The 18,327-nt window shown below is 66.9% G+C and carries 20 protein-coding genes and 1 riboswitch; of the genes, 7 read left to right on the forward strand and 13 right to left on the reverse strand.

Annotated features, from left to right (window positions below; all coding sequences use genetic code 11):
* Positions 1–92: 92 nt before the first annotated feature.
* From QZM35_RS06425 to QZM35_RS06445, 5 genes are all read right to left on the reverse strand, one after another.
* On the reverse strand, positions 93–1,958 hold the full coding sequence (locus QZM35_RS06425; protein ID WP_089432734.1) for a phosphoenolpyruvate carboxykinase (GTP): 1,866 nt from the start codon (positions 1,956–1,958) through the stop codon (positions 93–95).
* Between the two features lie 525 nt (positions 1,959–2,483).
* On the reverse strand, positions 2,484–3,260 hold the full coding sequence (locus tag QZM35_RS06430; protein WP_301775610.1) for a glucose 1-dehydrogenase: 777 nt from the start codon (positions 3,258–3,260) through the stop codon (positions 2,484–2,486).
* Positions 3,261–3,366: 106 nt separating this feature from the next.
* Positions 3,367–4,122 (reverse strand): SDR family NAD(P)-dependent oxidoreductase, encoded by a 756-nt coding sequence (locus tag QZM35_RS06435; RefSeq protein ID WP_089427413.1) that lies wholly within the window; start codon positions 4,120–4,122, stop codon positions 3,367–3,369.
* Between the two features lie 9 nt (positions 4,123–4,131).
* A complete protein-coding gene (locus QZM35_RS06440) occupies positions 4,132–4,998 on the reverse strand; it encodes an SDR family NAD(P)-dependent oxidoreductase (RefSeq protein WP_301775611.1) in 867 nt (288 codons plus the stop codon).
* Positions 4,999–5,053: 55 nt separating this feature from the next.
* Entirely contained in the window at positions 5,054–5,554 is a 501-nt protein-coding gene (locus QZM35_RS06445; RefSeq protein ID WP_301775612.1) for a nuclear transport factor 2 family protein, read from the reverse strand.
* A 212-nt stretch (positions 5,555–5,766) separates the two neighbouring features.
* Here QZM35_RS06445 and QZM35_RS06450 point away from each other — a divergent pair, with 212 nt between their 5' ends.
* Positions 5,767–6,279 (forward strand): nuclear transport factor 2 family protein, encoded by a 513-nt coding sequence (locus QZM35_RS06450; protein WP_174974252.1) that lies wholly within the window; start codon positions 5,767–5,769, stop codon positions 6,277–6,279.
* Between the two features lie 51 nt (positions 6,280–6,330).
* Complete coding sequence (locus tag QZM35_RS06455) at positions 6,331–7,047, forward strand: EthD domain-containing protein (RefSeq protein WP_301775613.1); 717 nt, start codon at positions 6,331–6,333, stop codon at positions 7,045–7,047.
* Positions 7,048–7,278: 231 nt separating this feature from the next.
* Here the strand turns inward: QZM35_RS06455 and QZM35_RS06460 are convergent, their stop codons facing one another.
* The 3 genes from QZM35_RS06460 to QZM35_RS06470 all read right to left on the reverse strand — a co-directional run bounded on the left by QZM35_RS06460 (position 7,279) and on the right by QZM35_RS06470 (position 9,834).
* The gene (locus tag QZM35_RS06460; RefSeq protein ID WP_179255305.1) at positions 7,279–7,908 is read right to left on the reverse strand and encodes a HEAT repeat domain-containing protein; all 630 of its coding nucleotides are present in this window, start codon (positions 7,906–7,908) and stop codon (positions 7,279–7,281) included.
* Between the two features lie 253 nt (positions 7,909–8,161).
* Positions 8,162–9,070, reverse strand: a complete 909-nt coding sequence (locus QZM35_RS06465) for an alpha/beta hydrolase (protein WP_089432739.1) — start codon at positions 9,068–9,070, stop codon at positions 8,162–8,164.
* Between the two features lie 56 nt (positions 9,071–9,126).
* On the reverse strand, positions 9,127–9,834 hold the full coding sequence (locus tag QZM35_RS06470) for a TetR/AcrR family transcriptional regulator (protein ID WP_089432740.1): 708 nt from the start codon (positions 9,832–9,834) through the stop codon (positions 9,127–9,129).
* A 395-nt stretch (positions 9,835–10,229) separates the two neighbouring features.
* Here QZM35_RS06470 and QZM35_RS06475 point away from each other — a divergent pair, with 395 nt between their 5' ends.
* The 4 genes from QZM35_RS06475 (at position 10,230) to QZM35_RS06490 (ending at position 12,837) form a co-directional block, all read left to right on the forward strand.
* On the forward strand, positions 10,230–10,733 hold the full coding sequence (locus QZM35_RS06475; RefSeq protein WP_089432741.1) for a YbaK/prolyl-tRNA synthetase associated domain-containing protein: 504 nt from the start codon (positions 10,230–10,232) through the stop codon (positions 10,731–10,733).
* Positions 10,734–10,796: 63 nt separating this feature from the next.
* A complete protein-coding gene (locus QZM35_RS06480; RefSeq protein WP_011355097.1) occupies positions 10,797–11,435 on the forward strand; it encodes a transcriptional regulator in 639 nt (212 codons plus the stop codon).
* A gap of 61 nt (positions 11,436–11,496) precedes the next feature.
* Positions 11,497–12,471 carry a threo-3-hydroxy-L-aspartate ammonia-lyase gene (locus QZM35_RS06485; RefSeq protein WP_089427405.1) on the forward strand — a complete coding sequence of 325 codons (975 nt, stop codon included), beginning with the start codon at positions 11,497–11,499 and terminating at the stop codon, positions 12,469–12,471.
* 117 nt (positions 12,472–12,588) lie between these two features.
* The gene (locus QZM35_RS06490) at positions 12,589–12,837 is read left to right on the forward strand and encodes a hypothetical protein (protein ID WP_089427404.1); all 249 of its coding nucleotides are present in this window, start codon (positions 12,589–12,591) and stop codon (positions 12,835–12,837) included.
* A gap of 34 nt (positions 12,838–12,871) precedes the next feature.
* On the opposite strand, the gene QZM35_RS06495 is transcribed toward QZM35_RS06490, so the two are convergent.
* The 5 genes from QZM35_RS06495 to QZM35_RS06515 are packed head-to-tail and all read right to left on the reverse strand — an operon-like array spanning position 12,872 to position 16,617.
* On the reverse strand, positions 12,872–13,696 hold the full coding sequence (locus QZM35_RS06495) for an SDR family NAD(P)-dependent oxidoreductase (protein WP_089474951.1): 825 nt from the start codon (positions 13,694–13,696) through the stop codon (positions 12,872–12,874).
* A gap of 5 nt (positions 13,697–13,701) precedes the next feature.
* Positions 13,702–14,577, reverse strand: a complete 876-nt coding sequence (locus QZM35_RS06500) for an SDR family NAD(P)-dependent oxidoreductase (protein ID WP_089427402.1) — start codon at positions 14,575–14,577, stop codon at positions 13,702–13,704.
* Positions 14,578–14,608: 31 nt separating this feature from the next.
* Positions 14,609–15,601, reverse strand: coding sequence for an NADP-dependent oxidoreductase (locus QZM35_RS06505; RefSeq protein ID WP_174974238.1), 993 nt, complete (start codon positions 15,599–15,601; stop codon positions 14,609–14,611).
* A 49-nt stretch (positions 15,602–15,650) separates the two neighbouring features.
* Positions 15,651–16,283: a Dabb family protein gene (locus tag QZM35_RS06510; RefSeq protein WP_301775614.1), complete on the reverse strand. Its 633-nt coding sequence runs from the start codon at positions 16,281–16,283 to the stop codon at positions 15,651–15,653.
* The gene (locus QZM35_RS06515; RefSeq protein WP_174974234.1) at positions 16,273–16,617 is read right to left on the reverse strand and encodes a hypothetical protein; all 345 of its coding nucleotides are present in this window, start codon (positions 16,615–16,617) and stop codon (positions 16,273–16,275) included. The genes QZM35_RS06510 and QZM35_RS06515 overlap by 11 nt, the downstream gene beginning before the upstream one ends.
* A 167-nt stretch (positions 16,618–16,784) precedes the next feature.
* Between QZM35_RS06515 and QZM35_RS06520 the strand changes: the two genes are divergently transcribed.
* Complete coding sequence (locus QZM35_RS06520; protein ID WP_301775615.1) at positions 16,785–17,843, forward strand: AraC family transcriptional regulator; 1,059 nt, start codon at positions 16,785–16,787, stop codon at positions 17,841–17,843.
* A gap of 89 nt (positions 17,844–17,932) precedes the next feature.
* Positions 17,933–18,126, forward strand: a riboswitch (cobalamin riboswitch).
* Positions 18,127–18,327 lie beyond the last annotated feature (201 nt).

The raw sequence follows: 18,327 nt of genomic DNA on the forward strand, positions 1-18,327 counted from the left end.
CGGTGCGTGTGCGGAGCCGATGCAAAAACGTCCCGCCGCCGGCGATGCAGGCCGGCGGCGGGACGTCAGGATGACTACGCGAATGCGATCCGTCAGGCGCCGATGCGCTGCTCGATCTTCTTCATCGTATCGGTCATTTCGGCCGGCAGGCGCAGCTTCAGCATATCGAACAGCGCCGCATGAAGCTTCAGCTCCTCGCGCCACTCATCGGCGTTCATCGACGTCACCGCATCGAACTGATCGCGCGTGAAATCGAGGCCGTCCCAGTGCAGGTCCTCATACGCGGGCGATACGCCGAACGCATGCTCGCCGCCACCACCGGTGCCTTCGAGACGATCGAGCATCCACTTCAGCACGCGCATGTTCTCGCCGAAGCCCGGCCACACGAACTTGCCGTTCGCATCCTTGCGGAACCAGTTCACGCAGTAGATTTTCGGCAGTTTCGCGCCCGCGCCTTCGAGCTGCTTGCCGAGCTTGAGCCAGTGCGCGAAATAATCGCTGACGTTGTAGCCGCAGAACGGCAGCATCGCGAACGGATCGCGACGCACGATGCCCTGCTGGCCGACCGCTGCGGCAGTCGTCTCCGAGCCCATCGTCGCGGCCATGTACACGCCTTCGACCCAGTCACGCGCCTCGGTCACGAGCGGCACAGTCGTCGAACGGCGGCCGCCGAAGATGAATGCGTCGATCGGCACGCCGGCCGGGTTCTCCCAGTCGTCGTCGATCGACGGACACTGCGCGGCCGGCGCCGTGAAGCGCGAATTCGGATGCGCGGCCTTGCGGCCCGTCTCCTTGCCGATCTCAGGCGTCCACGGGTTGCCCTGCCAGTCGGTCAGCTTCGCGGGCGGCGTGTCGGTCAGCCCTTCCCACCACACGTCGCCGTCTTCCGTCAGCGCGACGTTCGTGAAGATCACGTTTTCGGTGAGCGTCGAGATCGCGTTCGGGTTCGTCTTCACGCCGGTGCCCGGCGCGACGCCGAAGAAGCCCGCTTCCGGGTTGATCGCATACAGTCGGCCGTCGCGGCCCGGCTTCAGCCATGCGATGTCGTCGCCGATCGTCGTGACCTTCCAGCCGTCGAAGCCCTGCGGCGGAATCAGCATCGCGAAGTTGGTCTTGCCGCACGCGGACGGGAACGCAGCCGCGACGTGATACTTCTTGCCGGCCGGCGACGTCACGCCGAGGATCAGCATGTGTTCGGCGAGCCAGCCCTGGTCGCGGCCCATCGTCGACGCGATTCGCAGCGCGAAACACTTCTTGCCGAGCAGCGCGTTGCCGCCGTAGCCCGAGCCGAAACTCCAGATCTCGCGCGTTTCCGGGAAATGCACGATGTACTTGACCGGGTTGCACGGCCACCGCACATCCTGCTGGCCGGCTTCGAGCGGATGGCCGACGCTGTGCACGCACGGCACGAACTCGCCGTCCTCGCCCAGCACGTCGTACACCTCACGACCCATGCGCGTCATGATCCGCATGTTCACGACGACGTACGGACTGTCGGACAGTTCGACGCCGACGTGCGCGATCGGCGAGCCGAGCGGGCCCATCGAAAACGGCACGACGTACAGCGTGCGGCCGCGCATCGAGCCGCGGAACAGGCCGTTGAGCGTCTCGCGCATTTCGGCGGGCTCGATCCAGTTGTTGGTCGGGCCGACGTCGTCGCGCGAGGCCGCGCAGATGAACGTGCGATCCTCGACGCGCGCGACGTCGGACGGATCGGATTGCGCGAGATACGAGTTCGGGCGCTTCGCCGGGTTCAGGCGCGTGAGCGTGCCCTGGTCGACCATCGCCTGGCACAGCGCGTCGTTTTCTTCCTGCGAACCGTCACACCACACGACGCGCTCGGGCTCCGTCAGCGCCGCGATACGCGACACCCAGTCGATCAGCTTGCGATGTTTGACGAAAGCCGGCGGAGCGATCAGCGGGCCGTGTGTTGCTTCGGCCAAAGTGTTTTGCGACATGAGGATGTCTCCAGATTATTGGGCGGGGATGGGGGTTGCGGGGCGAGCCCGCGAGATGGGGTATGCGATTGGAGCGCAGGGTGCGGCGGCGCGCAGGACGGGACGCGCGAGCGGAGCGCGCGTCGATGCCGCGATGCGTGCGAGAGAAGGTGATGTCTCTTTAGTAATTGCGAACGCGAGTTTCGCCATACAAGCAACCTGCCGTACAACTCCATGACGGCCAGCATACCATCGCCGTTATTCGGCAAACGTTGCGTTGCAACAAGAAACAACTATGTCGGCGCGCCGGCACGCCGGTTGCATGTGCGTGCTTTTTACAGCGCCATGGCGCGCGCTTTGGGGACGAAACGGCCAGGACGGCCGTCCGGCAAGGGTTTCGCGGAAGCGGCAAAATTGCCGCACCGCTCCCGCGTGGGGCCCACGCGAGCGCGGGCCGGGCGAATTCACGTTTTCGCTACTCAGGCAAACCCTGAATTAGGTTGCGTACACAAACATCTGACGTGAGCGGGTCGCAGGCACCCCTGCTCAAAACGGCGCGCCGGGCAATCCGGGGTAATACGCGCCTGCCGCCATCCCGCCGTCGACGGCCAGCTCGGCGCCGTTGCAGTACGACGCTTCGTCGCTCGCGAGGAACAGCGTCGCGCGCGCGATTTCGTCGGGCAGCCCGACGCGTTGCAGCGGCACGTTCGCATAGTGCTGGTTGATTTCCTCGAGCGGCGCGCCGGTCGGGTTCGACATCGCGGTGTTCACGCCGCCCGGATGGATCGAATTCACGCGCACGCCCTGATGGCCGAGTTCGAGCGTCGCGACCTTCGTCAGCCCGCGCACGCCCCACTTGCTCGACACGTACGCGGCCAGCGCGTTCACGCCGCGCAGCCCGTCCACCGACGAGATGTTGACGATCGACCCGCTCTTCTGCGCGATCATGCGCGGCGCAATGGTCCGGATGCCGACGAACGTCCCGACGAGGTTGATCGACACCGCGCGCTCGAATTCGCGTTTCGACAGCTCCGTGATGCCGCCGAACGTCAGTACGGCTGCATTGTTGACCAGTACGTCGATCCGGCCAAACTGCTCCATCGTCGCTTCGGTCACGCGCACCCAGCTCGCTTCGTCGGCGACGTCGAGCCGCATGAAGCGCGCCGCGTCGCCGAGTTCGCGCGCGAGCGCTTCGCCCTCCGCGTCGAGTACGTCGCCGATCACGACGCGCGCGCCTTCCTCGACGAACAGCCTGCACGTCGCCGCGCCCATGCCACGCGCACCACCCGTGACGATCGCTACCTTTCCTTCCAGTCGACCCATGTCGTCCTCGCTTCGATTCCGGTTTGCCGGCTGCCGCGCGCAAGTGTGCATGCTCGCCGGTTCGTGATTGGCACGCGGCAAGCACCGCGCGCCGTCGGCCCCGCCATCAGCCCCAGTAAGCCTGCCCGCCGTCGAGCGGCAGCGTCGCACCGGTCAGGTAGGCGGCATCGCGGCTCGCCAGAAACACGATCGCGCGCCCGATGTCCTGCTCGCAGTCGCCGACGCGGCCAAGCGGAATCGTGCGAAAAAACGCCGCGGCTTCCTGCGGATTTGCGTCGACCCAGCCTTTCAGGCCCGGCGACAACGCGTGCGGCGCGACCGCGTTCACGCGGATGCCGTCCACGCCCCATTCGCAGGCCGCCGCGCGCGTCAGCGCACGAATCGCCTCCTTGGTCGCCGCATACGCGCCGTAGCCCGACGCATCCCAGCGCACCGCGGCCGACGACGCGAAATTGACGATCACGCCGTCGCCCTTCAGATGCGGATGGCACGCGCGCATCATGCGCAACGTCGCGATCGGCCCCGATTCGAGCCCCGCCAGGAAACTCGCGTCGGTCACGTCGAGCAGGCGGCCGAGCGGCACGACCTGCGCGTTGTTGATCAGGATCTGCACGCCACCGAACCGCGCGACGACGTTGTCGACGCATTGCTCGATCTGCGTCGCGTCCATCACGTCGCACACGAACGGCTCGGCCACGCCGCCGCGCGCACGAATCGCCTCGCAGGTCGCGAGCAGCTTGTCGAGGGTGCGACCGACCACCGCGACGTGCGCCCCTTCCGCCGCGAGCGCCTGCGCGACGCCCTGGCCGACGCCCTGCCCCGCGCCCGTCACGAGCGCGACCTTGCCTGTCAGGATGCCCATGCGTGCTCCTCAGGCGACGATCGCCGGATGCGCCTGCACGGGCCCGCCGAGCAGTTCGCGGTAAGAAGGCGGCTGCTTGCCGTCGAGATCGGCGATGCCGTACCGCAGCGCGGCTTCCGCGCCGACGAGCACCTGCCCCGACAGCGCCATGCGCTGCGGATCGCCGTGGATCGCGTGAATCACGCGGCCCGTGAATTCGGGGCTTTCCGCGACGAGCGAGAATTCCTTGTACAGCTCCGGGTGTTCTTCCCACACGCGCCTCGTGCGCTCGGTGCGCAGCGGGCCCATCCAGATCGACACGGCCGCGACGTCGAACGGCTTCAGGTCGACGGCCATGTCCTTCGCGAACTTGTCGACGCCGGACTTCTGCGCGCCGTACGCCGCGCCGTGCATGTAGCAGCTCGCGCCGAACGACGACGTGAACGCGATCAGCCCGCTGCGGCGCCGCGCCATCAGCCGCGCCGCGTGCCAGCTCGCGACATAGGCCGAGCGCAGCCCGACATCGAGGATGTTGACGAGATCGAGCGACTTCTCCCAGAACGGGCCCGGCAGGATCAGCTGATCGTGCAGGTAGGTCGCGTTGTTCACGAGCATGTCGAGCCGCCCACTTTCGCGTTCGACACGCTCGAACAGCGCCTGCACCTGTGCATCGTCCGCGTGGTCGCAGGCCACCGCGATCCCGCGCCCGCCGAGCGCATCGATCTCGCGTGCGGTCTCGTGGATCGTGCCGGGCAGCGGCGCATCGCCTTCATTCTGCGAGCGGCCCGTTACATAGACGGTCATGCCGGCCGCGCCGAGCGCGCGCGCGATGCCCTTGCCCGCGCCGCGCGATGCGCCCGTCACGACGGCGACCGGCGCATCGTGGTTCTGTGTCATGTTCGATGTCTCCTGTGGAATGTGCTGGGCGCCACGTGGATGGCGTTCGCGTGCGTCAGGCGGCCGGCGGCTGCGCGCCGGCGAACAGCACGCCCGGCGCATCGCCTTCGTAGCGGGCCGACAGCGTCGACGTGACGACGCAGCGCGTGCCCGCGATCTTCCATTCGCCGCCGACCTTCCGGTATTCGTCGTCGTAGTACGCGCCGAGCTGCGTGAGCGTGCGCGCGTTCGTGTCGATCATCTGGTAGTGCAGGCCCCACGTGCCGCGTGCATGCGTCGCGTCGAGCACATCGATCTCGGGATTCACGCCGTGGTGCATCTCGACGATGTGCGGATGGCAGCCGAGTTGCGCGAAGACGTCGACGAGCGCGTCGCGTGTATCGAACGTACCGATCCGGCCGTAGTCGATCTGCACGGGGCCGGGCGCGAAGCAGTCGCGCATCCCTTCCGGATCCTTGCGGTCGCAGCAGGTGAAGTAGCGCGCCTTCAGCCGGCGGATTGCGTCGGCGTCCTCGAGCCGGCGCACGCGCGCTTCCAGCGATTCGATGAGGGGCATCCTGTCTCCTTGTTTCGTGCCGGCGCGGTTCGAAGGCCGCGTCGATGCCACGTTACCGCCGCGCGATGGGTCGGCCATCACCCGTTCGGATGAAATCCGCGATTCGTTTCGGCAGCGCTGTTTGAGCGTGTCCGCAGCATTCGTCCGAACAGACGATGTGATGCAGGCGGCTTCGTTCCTACCATCGAACGACACCACCACGAGACCCGGCGATGGACGACACGACCCGCACGCTCCACGAGTACGAGCAGATCCGACAGCTGAAGTACCGGTATTTCCGCGCGGTCGACACGCACGACTGGGCGCTGCTCGCGGATTGCCTGACCGAAGACTGCGAGGCGCGGCTGTATGGCGGCCGCTATGCGTACGACGGCCGCGACGCGTTCGTGTCGAGCCTGCGCGCGCTGATCGGCAAGCCGACCTTCCTGACGATGCATCACGGTCATCACCCCGAGCTCACGCTGGTCTCGGCCGATCACGCGTGCGGCGTGTGGTTTCTCGAGGATCACGCGATCAATCTTGAGGATGACTACCTGCTGCACGGCACCGCGTTCTACGACGACCAGTACGTGAAACGCGATGGTGTGTGGCGCATTCACGCGACACGCCACGAGCGGCTGTTCGAAACCGTCACGTCGCCGGTTCCGCCGTCGTTCACGCTGACCGCGAACCGGTTCGCACCGGGCGCGCATCAGGCGGCCGGATCGACTGAAGCCGCTTCCTGAATCCCGGCGGCGATGCCGCCGATCCTGTCATTTCCCTCTGGAGCCGGAGCAATGGAGAAAGTCATTTACGTGTTGTGGCGCGATATGCAGGCCGCGCCCGATCAGTGGAGCCGCACGGTGCGCGCGCAACTCGCCGACAAGCTGCTGTCGCTCGGTGCGCACGGCGTGCAGGTGAACGTCGCCGATGCGGATGTCGCGCCGGCCGCCGGCCTGAAGCAGACCAACACGCACCCGGGCATCGACGGGATCGTCGCGGTGTGGGTCGATAGCGCGAATGCGATGTTCCGCCAGCCGTTCGACGACGCGGTGCGCGCCGTGGTCCCGCACATGGCGGCGTATCTCGTCACCGAGTCGCAGCCGATTACGAATACGCGCTTTCCGGCGCGTCCGGGCGAGCGGACGACGGGTTTTTCGCAGCTCGCGTTTTTGAAGCGGCCACCGCGGCTGACGCACGAAGCTTGGCTCGACGTGTGGCACGGGCATCACACGCGCGTCGCGATCGATACGCAGGACAACTTCCTGTACGTGCAGAACGTCGTCGTGCGCGCGCTCACGCATGCGGCGCCGGGGTACGACGCGATCGTCGAGGAATGCTTCCCCGCTGCGGCGATGACCGATCCGCATGCGTTCTTCGATGCGGTCGGCGATGACGAGAAGTTTCAGCGGAATGTAGCGGAGATGATGGACAGCTGTGGGCGCTTCATTGACTTCGACAAGATCGATGTGGTGCCGACGAGTCAGTATGTGGTGAAGGCGGTGCGGGGGTGAGCTGGAGTGATCGCACGGTGCGGTCGCCCTATTCCCGATTGACTGCCGTGTTCCATTTTGAGCCGGAGGAGCGTCGCCAACACACAACGGCTCGCTCCAATCGATAGTTGAACGTGGGGCACTGCGGCGAACGCCTGAATGCTGGCGAGTACTACCGGACGCGAACGGATTCGGGTGCCCGCCGCAATAGATGATCACATCGTTTCGCAACGTTCATTGAATCACCTGTCGTTACCGTCGAGGAGGAGCAGATCCATCGGCGGCGTCCGCGACAGGCTGGCCGTCACGTGCCTGGATCGCTTCTATCGCCGCCTGAGCCGAAATCTTCACATCGCGCTTGCGCGACTTTAGATTCTGCGTGATGGCAGGCAACGCTTTGCACGTGCCAATCCGGTTGAGCGTGGATTGACAGTAGATGACGTCATAGGGATCTGAAGTGGTCGCGAGAATCTCCAGCAACTCGTCTTCAGCCTGGGGGTTTGCGCAACCATTGAGTGACCGTATCGCGGAATGCCTCACGAGCCAGCGCTTGTCCTTGAGAAGTGCAAACAGGGGCCGGACATCGACGCCTCCCGGCTTCGGGATGTCAGCAAGCCGATCAAGGAGACTTGCCAGCGCATACTTGTCCGGCTCTCTGGACGAGTATTCGATCAGGCGTACCGCGCACTCGCCGCTGAGACAGTTCTTTCCGATCTTGCCGATGATGAAGTACGCTGCAGACCGCTGCTCCTTTTTGGGCTTCTGGCCGAGGAATACATCGAGTTCATCAACCAGAGACATGTCGCCAAGCAGTTCCGCTTCGCGATGTGCCTGCCAAGAGATGGAATCGTCCGAGCTAACGAAGTCCTGACGATCTGTCATCCGTTGAATTAGCTCGAGTAGCGCTTGTCGCATCACCGCACCCTTCGAAAAGAAATGACGACTCTAACAGCTTGGCCGTATAAACGAACCCATGAGCCGGTCGGTGCAGGAATGGTCACCGATCTGTGCATCTGATGCGAGTGACCGGCACGGGCCGATGCGGTCACGCTCGCGACAGCAGACACTCGCCGCCATCCGGCGGCTGCCGGCCCGCTACAGGCTGCCCCGACAATCGCATCGTATTCGATCGAGATTAGCGCCGACTCACTGCAAATCTGTGCACGAACGCCGAAACTGCCTCCACGACACCGTCCGCCAGTGGCAGATCCGGGTTCGAATAAGCAGCGAAGTTTTCGTGCAGATCCGCCGTGCGGACGGCCTTGAGAACGTGATTGGCGTCGGCGATCAGCGCCATTTCGGCCTGCGGATTTGCTCGCTGTAACAGTTCCGCGTCCTGCACGGCAACCTGGATATCCCGCGCGCCCTGCACGATCAGCACGGGCTTCACGTAATCGGCCAGCAGTGCCGCCGGGTCGATGGTCAATTCGCTGATCAGGAAGCGCTGGACTTGCGGCCTGAACGACGGCATGAGCGCCGGATCGATGTCGGTCGCGTCTACCCCATTCCCCGCTTCCAGCGAATCGAGGATCGACATTGCATTGTCCAGGATCGGCGCATTTGCAGGGTTCGACCGCAGTTGCTGCCTCAATACGGGCGCGAGCGGACGCCCCGCCGTGGCGACCAGAATCAGGCCGGCGATGTCGGCGGATTGCCGCGCCGCCAGCAACGCCACCAAACCGCCCTCGCTGTGCCCCAACACCCATACGCTGGAAGCACCTGTCCGCGCGCGGATGGCGGCTACCCACGAATGGACGTCCGCCGCGTAGTCGTCGATCACGACATCATTGGCATCCGGTATCGCCGACGCGCTGCCGTACATGCCGCGCTTGTCGACTCGTACCGACGCGATACCTTCTTCGCACAATCCTTCCGCGAGCAACCGGTACGTCGACGCCTGAAGCCAGCTCGGCGCGTTGCCATTTCTGTCGGTCGGGCCCGAGCCCGGCACGATCAGCACCACCGGCATATCGCCGGTGTCCGGGGACAACAGCGTGCCCTTCAACGGACCGGCAGGGCCCGGCGCTTCGATTTCCGTCTGCATGGTATGCAAAAGCCCCCCTGGTCATGAGCTACCGACAATCGCTCCAACAGTGCAGCTCACGGCGCCTTGGCCAAAGCCAGAATGGCCGTCACCGCATCGTCCTCGATTCCCTTGATATCCGACGGAAACCGATTCCTTTGCGGTATCAACACGATGAGCCCCTCGATCTGCGCCGTAACGAGTGCCGCGCGCCGGATGCGCACCGCTTGTGGCAGCGCCGGGTTCACGGCTTCAATGAGGCCGGCGATCACGCCGCGTTGAAATTCATACCCCTCTTCAAGCATCTTCCGCGCGAACTCCTGCGTTTGGGCCAGTGCCCAGAAGTTCACGAACAGGCTTTGGGTCTTGGGCTGCTTGCTGTCTTCGAGCAAGAGTCTGACCACTTTCTCCAGCCGGCCCTCGGGTGTCAGCGACGTGTCCGCGCGCACGCCGTCGTACGTATTGGCGTACGCCTCCCGCGTCACGGCAAGGATCGCCTCGAAGATGTCTTCGCGCGTGGGAAAGTAGTGCTGCAGGTTCGACAGCGCCAACCCGGCTTTTGCCGCGACCTTCCTCATGGTCAGCCCGCCGTAGCCTTCGTCCACGAAGATCTCGATCGCACTGGCCATAATCTTGTTCACAGCGTTCTTGCCGCGTTCGGTCAAGACGCGTCCGTTATCGAGAGCCGCCCTCTTCAAGAATTCCTCCTGCTGCCCCGTGAGCGCATGCCCGGGGCGATGGTGCTGATGGCGCGTCAGCGCCGCCGATGCCTGGTCGCAGACCAACCACGCCGCATCCGCTCCGCGCACGGAAGTGGTGATATAGGTTGGTCGACCGGATTTCGCAAAACATCGATGCCCCACACGCGGCCGTGTCGGTTCCACTGCAGGGACCGCAAGGCGGAACCTGACGGCGACATTCTACGCAGGATTGGAAATCCGGGGAGAGGCACCGATGTCGATTGACGAGCGTACGCATGACATGTTCGATACCCGTCACAAAATGGGTCGAGCGACACATTCTCGTCGATGCGCCCGAACGCCCTCGACTCCCCGCTCTCCCGTCCCTTTGCCAGGCCCATGACAAAAAGTCTATAATTTGACAATCCATCGACCGGCACGCCGAAGCATACGAACCCGAGCGCGCCCCCGATTCCCCGGCCCAATTTGCCCGGAGCGACATGAGCGACTACCCCGTTTTCGACACGCTTTGCGATCTGCTGAACACGTCCGGCGCGCGGTTCCGTGTGCTGGAGCATCCGGCCGAAGGGAAATCCGACGCCATCGCCGCGCTGCGCGGCACGCGCCCCGAACAGGGCGCGAAGGCGATGCTCTGCACGTTCAAGGATGGCGGAGACACCACCGCGCTCGCGGTGATTCCCGGCCATCTGAAGATCGATTTCCGCAAGGTCGCCGATGCGGTCGGCCGCCGCAAGGCCACCCTCGCGTCGCCCGACCTCGCGGCCACCGTCACGCGCTGCGTGATGGGCGCCGTGCCGCCGTTCGTGTTCGACGCCAGCGTGACGCTCGTCGTCGACCCCGCCCTGGTCGAACGCAACACCGAGATCGCTTTCAACGCGGGCCGCCTCGACCGCTCCGTCGTGCTCGACGCGGCCGACTACGTGCGGATCGCGCAGCCGCTGCTCGCCGACATCACGCGGCCGGAAGCCGCGGAAGGCGAGTAACACGCCGGTTGCCCCTTCCCCCGCAGCCGTCGCATCGATCCGAAACCTGACCGCGAAACCATCATGACCACTACCCGGAAACTCGTGCTGTCCGAACAGGCGTCGCTGATCGAACAGGTGCAGCGCATCGCCGAAGGGCTCGGTGCGATGTTCGCGCCGTTCACCGAGGTCGTGGTTCACGACCTGCGCACGCCGAAGCACGCGATCCTCGCGATCCACAACAACCTGTCGGGGCGCGCCGTCGGCGATCCCGCGACCGAGCTCGGCCTCGCCCGCATCGCGGACGACGATTTCCCGCCCGTGCTCGCGAACTACCCGAACCGCTTCGCCGACGGCCGCACCGCGAAAAGCACGTCGATCGGCATCAAGGATTCGACCGGCCGCTATGTGGCCGCGCTGTGCCTGAATGCCGACGTCACGCTGTTCCGCGGCTTCCAGGGCATGCTGAACCAGTTCTGCAGCACGGACGGCGAAGCCGTCGCGGAAACGCTCGATCCGGCCGGCGCGGACGCGATCCGCCAACGCATCGACGCATTCGCGATGCGCCTCGCGACGACGCCGCGCGAACTGAAGACCGACCAGCGCCGCGAGCTGATGCAGACGCTGAAGGCCGACGGTTTCCTCGAAGTGCGCCGCGCGATGGAGATCGTGTCGCAGCATCTCGGCGTCTCGCGCGCGACCGTCTACAACGATGCGAAATGACGCAGGCGCGTGACACGCGCTGCTTTCCCGCTGAACGATTTCAACGACCACCAGGCAATCCATGAACGCTCCGACTCTCCCCACCTACGACGACGTTGCCGCCGCCGCGGCCCGGCTCGAAGGCCATGCGCACCGCACACCGGTGATGACGTCGCGGACGATCGACGAAGCGCTCGGCGCGCAAGTGTTCTTCAAGTGCGAGAACCTGCAGCGCATGGGCGCATTCAAGTTCCGCGGCGCGTTCAACGCGCTGTCGCGCTTCGATGCGGAGCAACGCCGCAACGGCGTCGTCGCGTTCTCGTCCGGCAACCATGCGCAGGCGATCGCGCTGTCGGCGCGCATGCTCGGCATTCCCGCGACGATCGTGATGCCGCAGGATGCGCCGGCCGCGAAGATGGCCGCGACGCGCGGCTACGGCGGCAAGGTCGTGACCTACGACCGCTACACCGAGGATCGCGAGCAGATCGGCCGCGATCTCGCCGCGCAGCACGGCCTCACGCTGATTCCGCCCTACGACCACCCGGACGTGATCGCCGGCCAGGGCACGGCGGCCAAGGAACTGTTCGACGAAGTCGGCCCGCTCGATGCGGTATTCACGCCGCTCGGCGGCGGCGGCCTGCTGTCGGGCACCGCGCTCGCCACGCGCGCGCTGTCGCCGCACGCGACGCTGTACGGCGTCGAGCCGGAAGCCGGCAACGACGGCCAGCAATCGTTCCGCTCCGGCGCGATCGTGCATATCGACACGCCGCGCACGATCGCCGACGGGGCGCAGACGCAGCACCTCGGCAACCTGACGTTCCCGATCATCCGGCGCGACGTCGACGACATCCTGACCGCGACGGACGCGGAACTGATCGACTGCATGCGCTTCTTCGCCACGCGTATGAAGATTGTTGTCGAGCCGACCGGCTGCCTGTCGTTCGCCGCGGTGCGACGGATGAAGGACGCGCTGCAGGGCAAGCGCGTGGGCATCGTGATCAGCGGCGGCAACGTCGATCTCGAGAACTTCTGCGCGCTGGTGTCGGCGCCGGCATGAACGTCGCGGCGCGCATGAATATTCCGTCATCCGCGCCGCATCGCTCCTTCACGTCGCGTTAAGTTTCGCGCCCTAGACTGATGATGTTGTCCCGCAGTCAGTCGTGAAGGAGCCACCATGAAATCGCACGCGATCGTCGCCGCCGCCCTGGCGGCTGCTTCCCTTTCGGCGTTCGCTCAACCGGGCGTGACGTCATCCGGTTTCCCCGCAGCGTCGCCGCACGACGCCGTCGCGCAAGCGACGCACCGCTCGCCCGGCGCGTTGCCGCACGCCGGCTTCGTGCTCGCGAAGATCGATCAGAACAATACGCCGCCCGATCGCGGCGGCGACCCGAGCGGCCGTTCGCACTCCGGCATGCGCATGTGACGGCACGCGCCGGGCGCTGTGCCGCGCCCGGCCCTCAGAACGCAGGCAGCGACGGATCGCGTGACGCGAGGATGTCGTCGGTGCGCCGCTGCAGCGCGCCGTCGATCGTCTCCGGTTGCGGAATCAGCCAGTAGCGCCCGTCCCGGATGCCGTCGAACACCCGCGCGGCGAACGCGTCGGGCGTGAGCCCGTGCGCGTTCAGCATCGCGCGCATCGTGTCGACGAAGCCGCGCACCTCCGGCCGGTCGTGCACCGCGCCGAACGGGTCGTTGAAGATGCCCGACTGCACGGGGCCCGGCGCAAGCAACGACACGCCGACCGGTGCGCCCAGCATCTTCAGTTCTCCGTACAGTGATTCGGTCAACGCGACCACCGCGAATTTCGTTGCCGAATAAGGCGACATCAGCGGGCTGGGCAGGAACCCGCCGACCGACGCGGTATTCACGACGCGCGCCGGCACGTTGCGCTCGAGCATCCGCGGCACGAAGCTGCGGATGCCGTTCAGCACGCCGTGCACGTTGATCGCGAAGCTGCGCTCGAAGCGTTCCGGCGTGATTTCCCAGCTGAAGCCGGTCGCCATCACGCCCGCGTTGTTGAACAGCAGGTCGACGCCGCCGAAGCGCTGCCACGCGGCTTCCGCCAGCGCGTCGACGGCTTCCGGCCGGCTGACGTCGGTCGGCACGCACAGGACGTCGGTGTCGAGCGTCGCGGCGAAGGCGTCGAGCTTCGCCGGGTCGAGATCGGCCAGCACGACGCGCATGCCGAGCCCGGCGGCGTGGCGTGCGAGCCCGCTGCCGATGCCGCTGGCCGCGCCGGTGATCACGGCGGTGCCGCCGTCGAAGCGAATCGAATTCGTCATGTCAATCAAAGTCCTGTCGGGTCGATGTGGGGATGCGCATACGCGGGAACCACCGGCGGCGGCAGCACCGTGCGGCCGTCGAGCGAGCGCACCGCGAGTTGCTGCGCGAGCGGGAAATGCAGGCTGTGCGTGACGAGGCCCGTGCGTTCGCGCGCCGGCAGGCGGCACAGCGCGAGCGCGGTCTCGGCGAGATACGCGACGTCCTCCGTCGGATAGCCTTCGGGGATGTAGCGCGCGGCACCGGGCGTGCGGATCGCCGTGCTCGGCGCGACGAGATTCACCGCGATGCCGTCGGCTTCGAGTTCGGCCGCGAGCCCCTGCGTGAAGCGCGACAGCGCTGCCTTCGCCGCCGCATAGACGGTCGCGCCGCCCGCGCGCGAGAAATCGTCGAACGGCCGCAGCGGCGGCAGCGCCGTCACCGAGCCGACGTTGACGATCCAGCCGGCGCCGCGGGCGCGCATCAGCGGGATCGCAGCCTGCGCCAGCGCGAACGGAATCCGCAGATAGTGTTCGATCGTCGTGTCGAACATCGTCATCGGCATCGCGTCGACGCACGCGTAGTCGGCCACGCCCGCGTTGTTGACGAGGATGTCGAGGCCGCCGGCGGCTTGCGCCGCGTGCCCGACGAGCGCGTCGCGCTCGGCTGCGTTCGACAGGTCGGCCGCCAGCGCAATCGCGCGGCCGCCGGCGGCCTCGATCAGCGCAACCGTTTCGGCGAGCGTGCCGGCGGTCGTCGCCGATGGCGTGAGGCTGCGCGCCGTCACGACGACGGTCGCGCCTTCGGATGCGAGGCGCTGCGCGATCGCACGGCCAATGCCGCGGCTTGCGCCCGTCACGAGCGCACACTTGCCGGCCAGTACGCCGGTTCGGATATCGGTCATCGTTGTCTCCTGTGTTGTGCGTGCGGGCCGCTCAGCGGGCGATATCCGCAACATGAAGCACCAGCTTCGTTTTCGCCTCGCCCGTTTGAACGAGATCGAGTGCGCGGGCCGCCTGTTCGAGCGGGAAACGGTCGAAGCGCGGCACGCGCAGCGCGTGCTTGTCGAGTTGCGCCGCGATCCGGCCAAGCGTGCCGCCGCTCGGCATCCGGCTGTAGGTCATCGCGGTGCGCAGGCCGCGTCGTGCGGCAACGGCCGCCGTCGCGGCGAGCCGCTCCGCATCGCCGGGCGCGAGCGTCATGATGTTCACCAGCGTGCCGCCCGGCGCCAGCAGGTCGAGCGCATCGGGCAGCGTGTCGCCGCCGACCGCGTCGAGCACGAGGTCGACACCGCCGGGCGCCCAGGCGCGCAGCGCCGCGGCGATGTCCTGCGCGCGATAGTCGATGCTCGCCGCCGCGCCCAGCGATTCGACCGTCTCGCGGTTGCACGCGGAACACGTTGCCGCGACGCGCGCGCCGGCCTGCACGGCAAGCTGGATCGCGAACGTGCCGACCGCGCCCGCGCCGCCGTGCACCAGCACGGTCTGGCCCGCCTTCAGCTCGCCGTCGTCGAACAGGCCGGCCCATGCGGCAAGCGCAGGCGTCGGCACCGTGGCGGCTTCCGCCAGGCTCACCGCGTCGGGCACGCGCACGACCGAGTCGTGGCGCACCGCGACGAATTCCGCATACGCACCCCAGCGCCCCGCGCCGACGTCGGTCTGCGCGAACACGCGCATGCCGGGCGCGAACCCGTCGACGCCGTCGCCGACCGCTTCGACCACGCCCGCCGCGTCGAAGCCGATCACGAACGGAAACGTGTATTGCATGAAGGCGCCGAGGTAGCCTTCGCGGCATTTCCAGTCGGCGGGATTGATGCCCGCGTAGGCCACGCGGATCAGCACGTCGCCGGGGCCCGGCGTCGGGGCCGGCACGTCGGCCATTCGCAAGGTGTCGGAATGACCGACGCGGTCGATCAACAGGGCTCGCATCTTCGTGTCTCCAGGGTTGGTTTGATGTCAGCTCGATGTGGGCTGCGCGTCACGCCGCCGTGTCCGCCAGCAGGCTCGACGCGAGCGGACAGAACGCATGCGAGATCGCATCGACCGTCCAGTCGGGGCTTTCAGCGTCGAACCGGCGATCGACCCAGCCCCAGTGATACGGATGCATCAGGTATTCGCCGAGCAGATCGCCGACGTGCGCGAATTCCTGCTGCCACACATGCGTCCACGCGCCGGGCGTTTCGATCCGGCTCAGGCGCCAGTTGCGGATGCCGGGCATGAACGCGGGCATCTGCAGCAGTTCGCGTTCGAGCGCGGCGATCTGCGCTGCGCCGGCCTGCGGCCGCACGCGCAGCATCAGCGTGCGCCAGACGCCGTCGCGCAGCGCCGGTTCGCGCAGGCCGCCGCCGATCGAGCGGCATTGAGCGCCATCGATGCGCTCGATGCCCGGCAATTGAGCCAGCGCCGCGAAATCCGCCGTGCCGTCGGCCGCCGAATCGTCGCGTAGCACGTCGAGCGTGTAGTCGCCCGCGCCCCAGCTGCCGTCCAGATTGCGTGCCAATGCCACGCGTGTCGTGCCAACCCGCGCGTGCGCGGCTTCGTGCAATGCATGCTCGATCGCGCCCGCATCGCAATCCGAGGACACGAATACCTGTGCCGTGTCATGCCGCATGATCGACCTCCGTCAGCGCGGGCAGCGGCGCGTCGACGTCCGTCATCACATGGCGACGGCGCAGGTCGCACAGCGCGTCGACCGCCATCCAGAATCCGACCACATCGGCATCCGTCAACGCACGCATCCGGTAATAGGCCGGCGCGTCGGCCACGTGCCAGGTCAGCCACAGCGTGCTCGGCTGCCCCGGCACCGCGACGGGCGGTGATATCCAACGGCCGGCCGCCGTCAGCCCGCGCGCCGCATGGCCCGGCAGGTAACGGTCGCGCAGCAGTGCAAGCACGTCGGGAATGCGCTCGGGCGCGAGCGTGATTTCGTCTACGATCTGGATCATTCGCGTGTCGTCCGTGGTCGTTCGTGACAGGGATGCGCAGCCGGCCTACGCCGTTCCGGCGAGGCCGAAGGCGGTCGGCGTGGATAGCATTCTTGCGTGGTGACGATTCGCAGACCCCTACCGGCCCGCTCACCGCCCCCTGTCGCAACGATCAGATCGGGAAACTCATGAAACAGCGCGCCATTCCGGCCCGCAGCCGCGTCCTGCCGGGCCTCGGCGCGCGCCTGCTGAGCGAACTCACGCGCAGCGGCGCGCCGCCGGCCGACCGCGATGCGCAGCCGCCGCCACCGGCAGCGACGCCGGGCGATTTCGTCGCGCTGTATCGCGACGCGATCGAACGCCTTGAGGCGCAGGTCGCGCGCGGCGATGGCCACCCGCCGATGCGTAAGCGCGAAGTCGACCTGATGTGCCGCTGCCTGCTGAGTTGCGCGACGCTCGCCGACGCGATCCGCTGCGCGCGCGAATTCGGCGAGATGCTGACCCCGCGCGCCGGTGCGTTGTCGCTCACCGTGCGCGACGGGCGCGCGACGTTCCGGATGGATTCGCTGCGCCGCACTCGCAGCCCGGCCGCGTGCCTCGTCGACCTGACGGGCTTGTTCTGCTATCTGCAGCTGTTCGGCTGGCTGATCGGGCAGCCGCTGCGGCCGACCGACGTCTGGCTCGGCCATCCGCGCCGCGACGACGCGATGCCGTTGCTCGGGTTGTTCAATGCGCCGGTCGAGGTGGGCCGCAAGACCTACGGCTTCGCCTTCGATGCGGCGCGGCTCGAATGCCGTGTGGTGCGGCAGCCAGCCGAACTCGACGCGTTTCTCGTCGATTTTCCGTTTCGCCTGATCGACGCGGCGCCGGCCGTCGTGTCGTGGGCGCAGCAGGTGCGCGGCTTTCTCGACGCGGCGCTCGCGCACGAGCAGGCGTTGCCGGCACTCGCGGAGCTGGCCGTGTGGCTCGGCGTGAGCGAGGCGACGTTGCGGCGGCGGCTGGTGGCCGAAGGCAGCGGTTATCACGTGCTGCGGGAGCAATGCCTCTCCGAGGCCGCGCAACGCTGCCTGCGGGAGTCGGACTGGCCGGTCGCGCGGATCGCCGAGCATCTCGGGTTCGGCGGCGAGGAAGCCTTCCGCCGCGCGTTCGTCAGGTGGACGGGTGTCGCGCCGAGCCGGTACCGGCGCGATTTCATCGCAGCGAACCATGCCATTTCGTCAGACATGAAACGCACCGCCGACGCCTGAAAGACAGGATTTCGAAAGTTTTTGCGCATCGATGACGTTTTTTCGCATCCGGGGGCTGTCCGACAATTGACGCGCCGGCGCGCACGCCATTACCCTTGCGCGCTGATGGTTCCCAGGGATGGGATCAAAAGGGAACGCAGGAGAGGCAGTGCCTCGAATCTGCGGCTGCCCCCGCAACTGTGAGCGGCGAATCCGTGCCACTGCGTGCCACTGGGAAACCGGGAAGGCCGGCGCGAATCAGGACCCGCGAGCCAGGAGACCTGCCATCGACCCGAGGTCCAAGCAGCCGCACCGGGCGGGGTGTCCCGATGCGCCAACACCGCCTTTGGCGGTGTCCGTTGCATGGACGGCCCGACCTCAGGATCCGCCCGATGTCCACTGTTACCGCATCCGCTTCCTCACCGGAAGCGTCGCGCCGGCACGCCGCCGGCATGCACGGCCCGCCTGCTCGCGCGCGCCGTTCTCTGTGGATCGCGTCCGCCGG

Source organism: Burkholderia sp. AU45274 (genome assembly GCF_030482505.1).
Taxonomy (GTDB): Bacteria; Pseudomonadota; Gammaproteobacteria; order Burkholderiales; family Burkholderiaceae; genus Burkholderia.

Excerpts from the sequence above, each read along its gene's own strand:
- QZM35_RS06460 (WP_179255305.1), bottom strand. The coding sequence starts at position 7,908 with ATGACAGATCGTCAGGACTTCGTTAGCTCGGACGATTCCATCTCTTGG.
- QZM35_RS06505 (WP_174974238.1), bottom strand. The coding sequence starts at position 15,601 with ATGCGAGCCCTGTTGATCGACCGCGTCGGTCATTCCGACACCTTGCGA.
- QZM35_RS06515 (WP_174974234.1), bottom strand. The coding sequence starts at position 16,617 with ATGATCCAGATCGTAGACGAAATCACGCTCGCGCCCGAGCGCATTCCC.
- QZM35_RS06435 (WP_089427413.1), bottom strand. The coding sequence starts at position 4,122 with ATGGGCATCCTGACAGGCAAGGTCGCGCTCGTGACGGGCGCGGGGCAG.
- QZM35_RS06495 (WP_089474951.1), bottom strand. The coding sequence starts at position 13,696 with ATGACGAATTCGATTCGCTTCGACGGCGGCACCGCCGTGATCACCGGC.
- QZM35_RS06450 (WP_174974252.1), top strand. The coding sequence starts at position 5,767 with ATGGACGACACGACCCGCACGCTCCACGAGTACGAGCAGATCCGACAG.
- QZM35_RS06475 (WP_089432741.1), top strand. The coding sequence starts at position 10,230 with ATGAGCGACTACCCCGTTTTCGACACGCTTTGCGATCTGCTGAACACG.
- QZM35_RS06425 (WP_089432734.1), bottom strand. The coding sequence starts at position 1,958 with ATGTCGCAAAACACTTTGGCCGAAGCAACACACGGCCCGCTGATCGCT.
- QZM35_RS06440 (WP_301775611.1), bottom strand. The coding sequence starts at position 4,998 with ATGACACAGAACCACGATGCGCCGGTCGCCGTCGTGACGGGCGCATCG.
- QZM35_RS06510 (WP_301775614.1), bottom strand. The coding sequence starts at position 16,283 with ATGCGGCATGACACGGCACAGGTATTCGTGTCCTCGGATTGCGATGCG.
- QZM35_RS06445 (WP_301775612.1), bottom strand. The coding sequence starts at position 5,554 with ATGCCCCTCATCGAATCGCTGGAAGCGCGCGTGCGCCGGCTCGAGGAC.
- QZM35_RS06430 (WP_301775610.1), bottom strand. The coding sequence starts at position 3,260 with ATGGGTCGACTGGAAGGAAAGGTAGCGATCGTCACGGGTGGTGCGCGT.
- QZM35_RS06500 (WP_089427402.1), bottom strand. The coding sequence starts at position 14,577 with ATGACCGATATCCGAACCGGCGTACTGGCCGGCAAGTGTGCGCTCGTG.
- QZM35_RS06520 (WP_301775615.1), top strand. The coding sequence starts at position 16,785 with ATGAAACAGCGCGCCATTCCGGCCCGCAGCCGCGTCCTGCCGGGCCTC.
- QZM35_RS06480 (WP_011355097.1), top strand. The coding sequence starts at position 10,797 with ATGACCACTACCCGGAAACTCGTGCTGTCCGAACAGGCGTCGCTGATC.
- QZM35_RS06455 (WP_301775613.1), top strand. The coding sequence starts at position 6,331 with ATGGAGAAAGTCATTTACGTGTTGTGGCGCGATATGCAGGCCGCGCCC.
- QZM35_RS06465 (WP_089432739.1), bottom strand. The coding sequence starts at position 9,070 with ATGCAGACGGAAATCGAAGCGCCGGGCCCTGCCGGTCCGTTGAAGGGC.
- QZM35_RS06490 (WP_089427404.1), top strand. The coding sequence starts at position 12,589 with ATGAAATCGCACGCGATCGTCGCCGCCGCCCTGGCGGCTGCTTCCCTT.
- QZM35_RS06485 (WP_089427405.1), top strand. The coding sequence starts at position 11,497 with ATGAACGCTCCGACTCTCCCCACCTACGACGACGTTGCCGCCGCCGCG.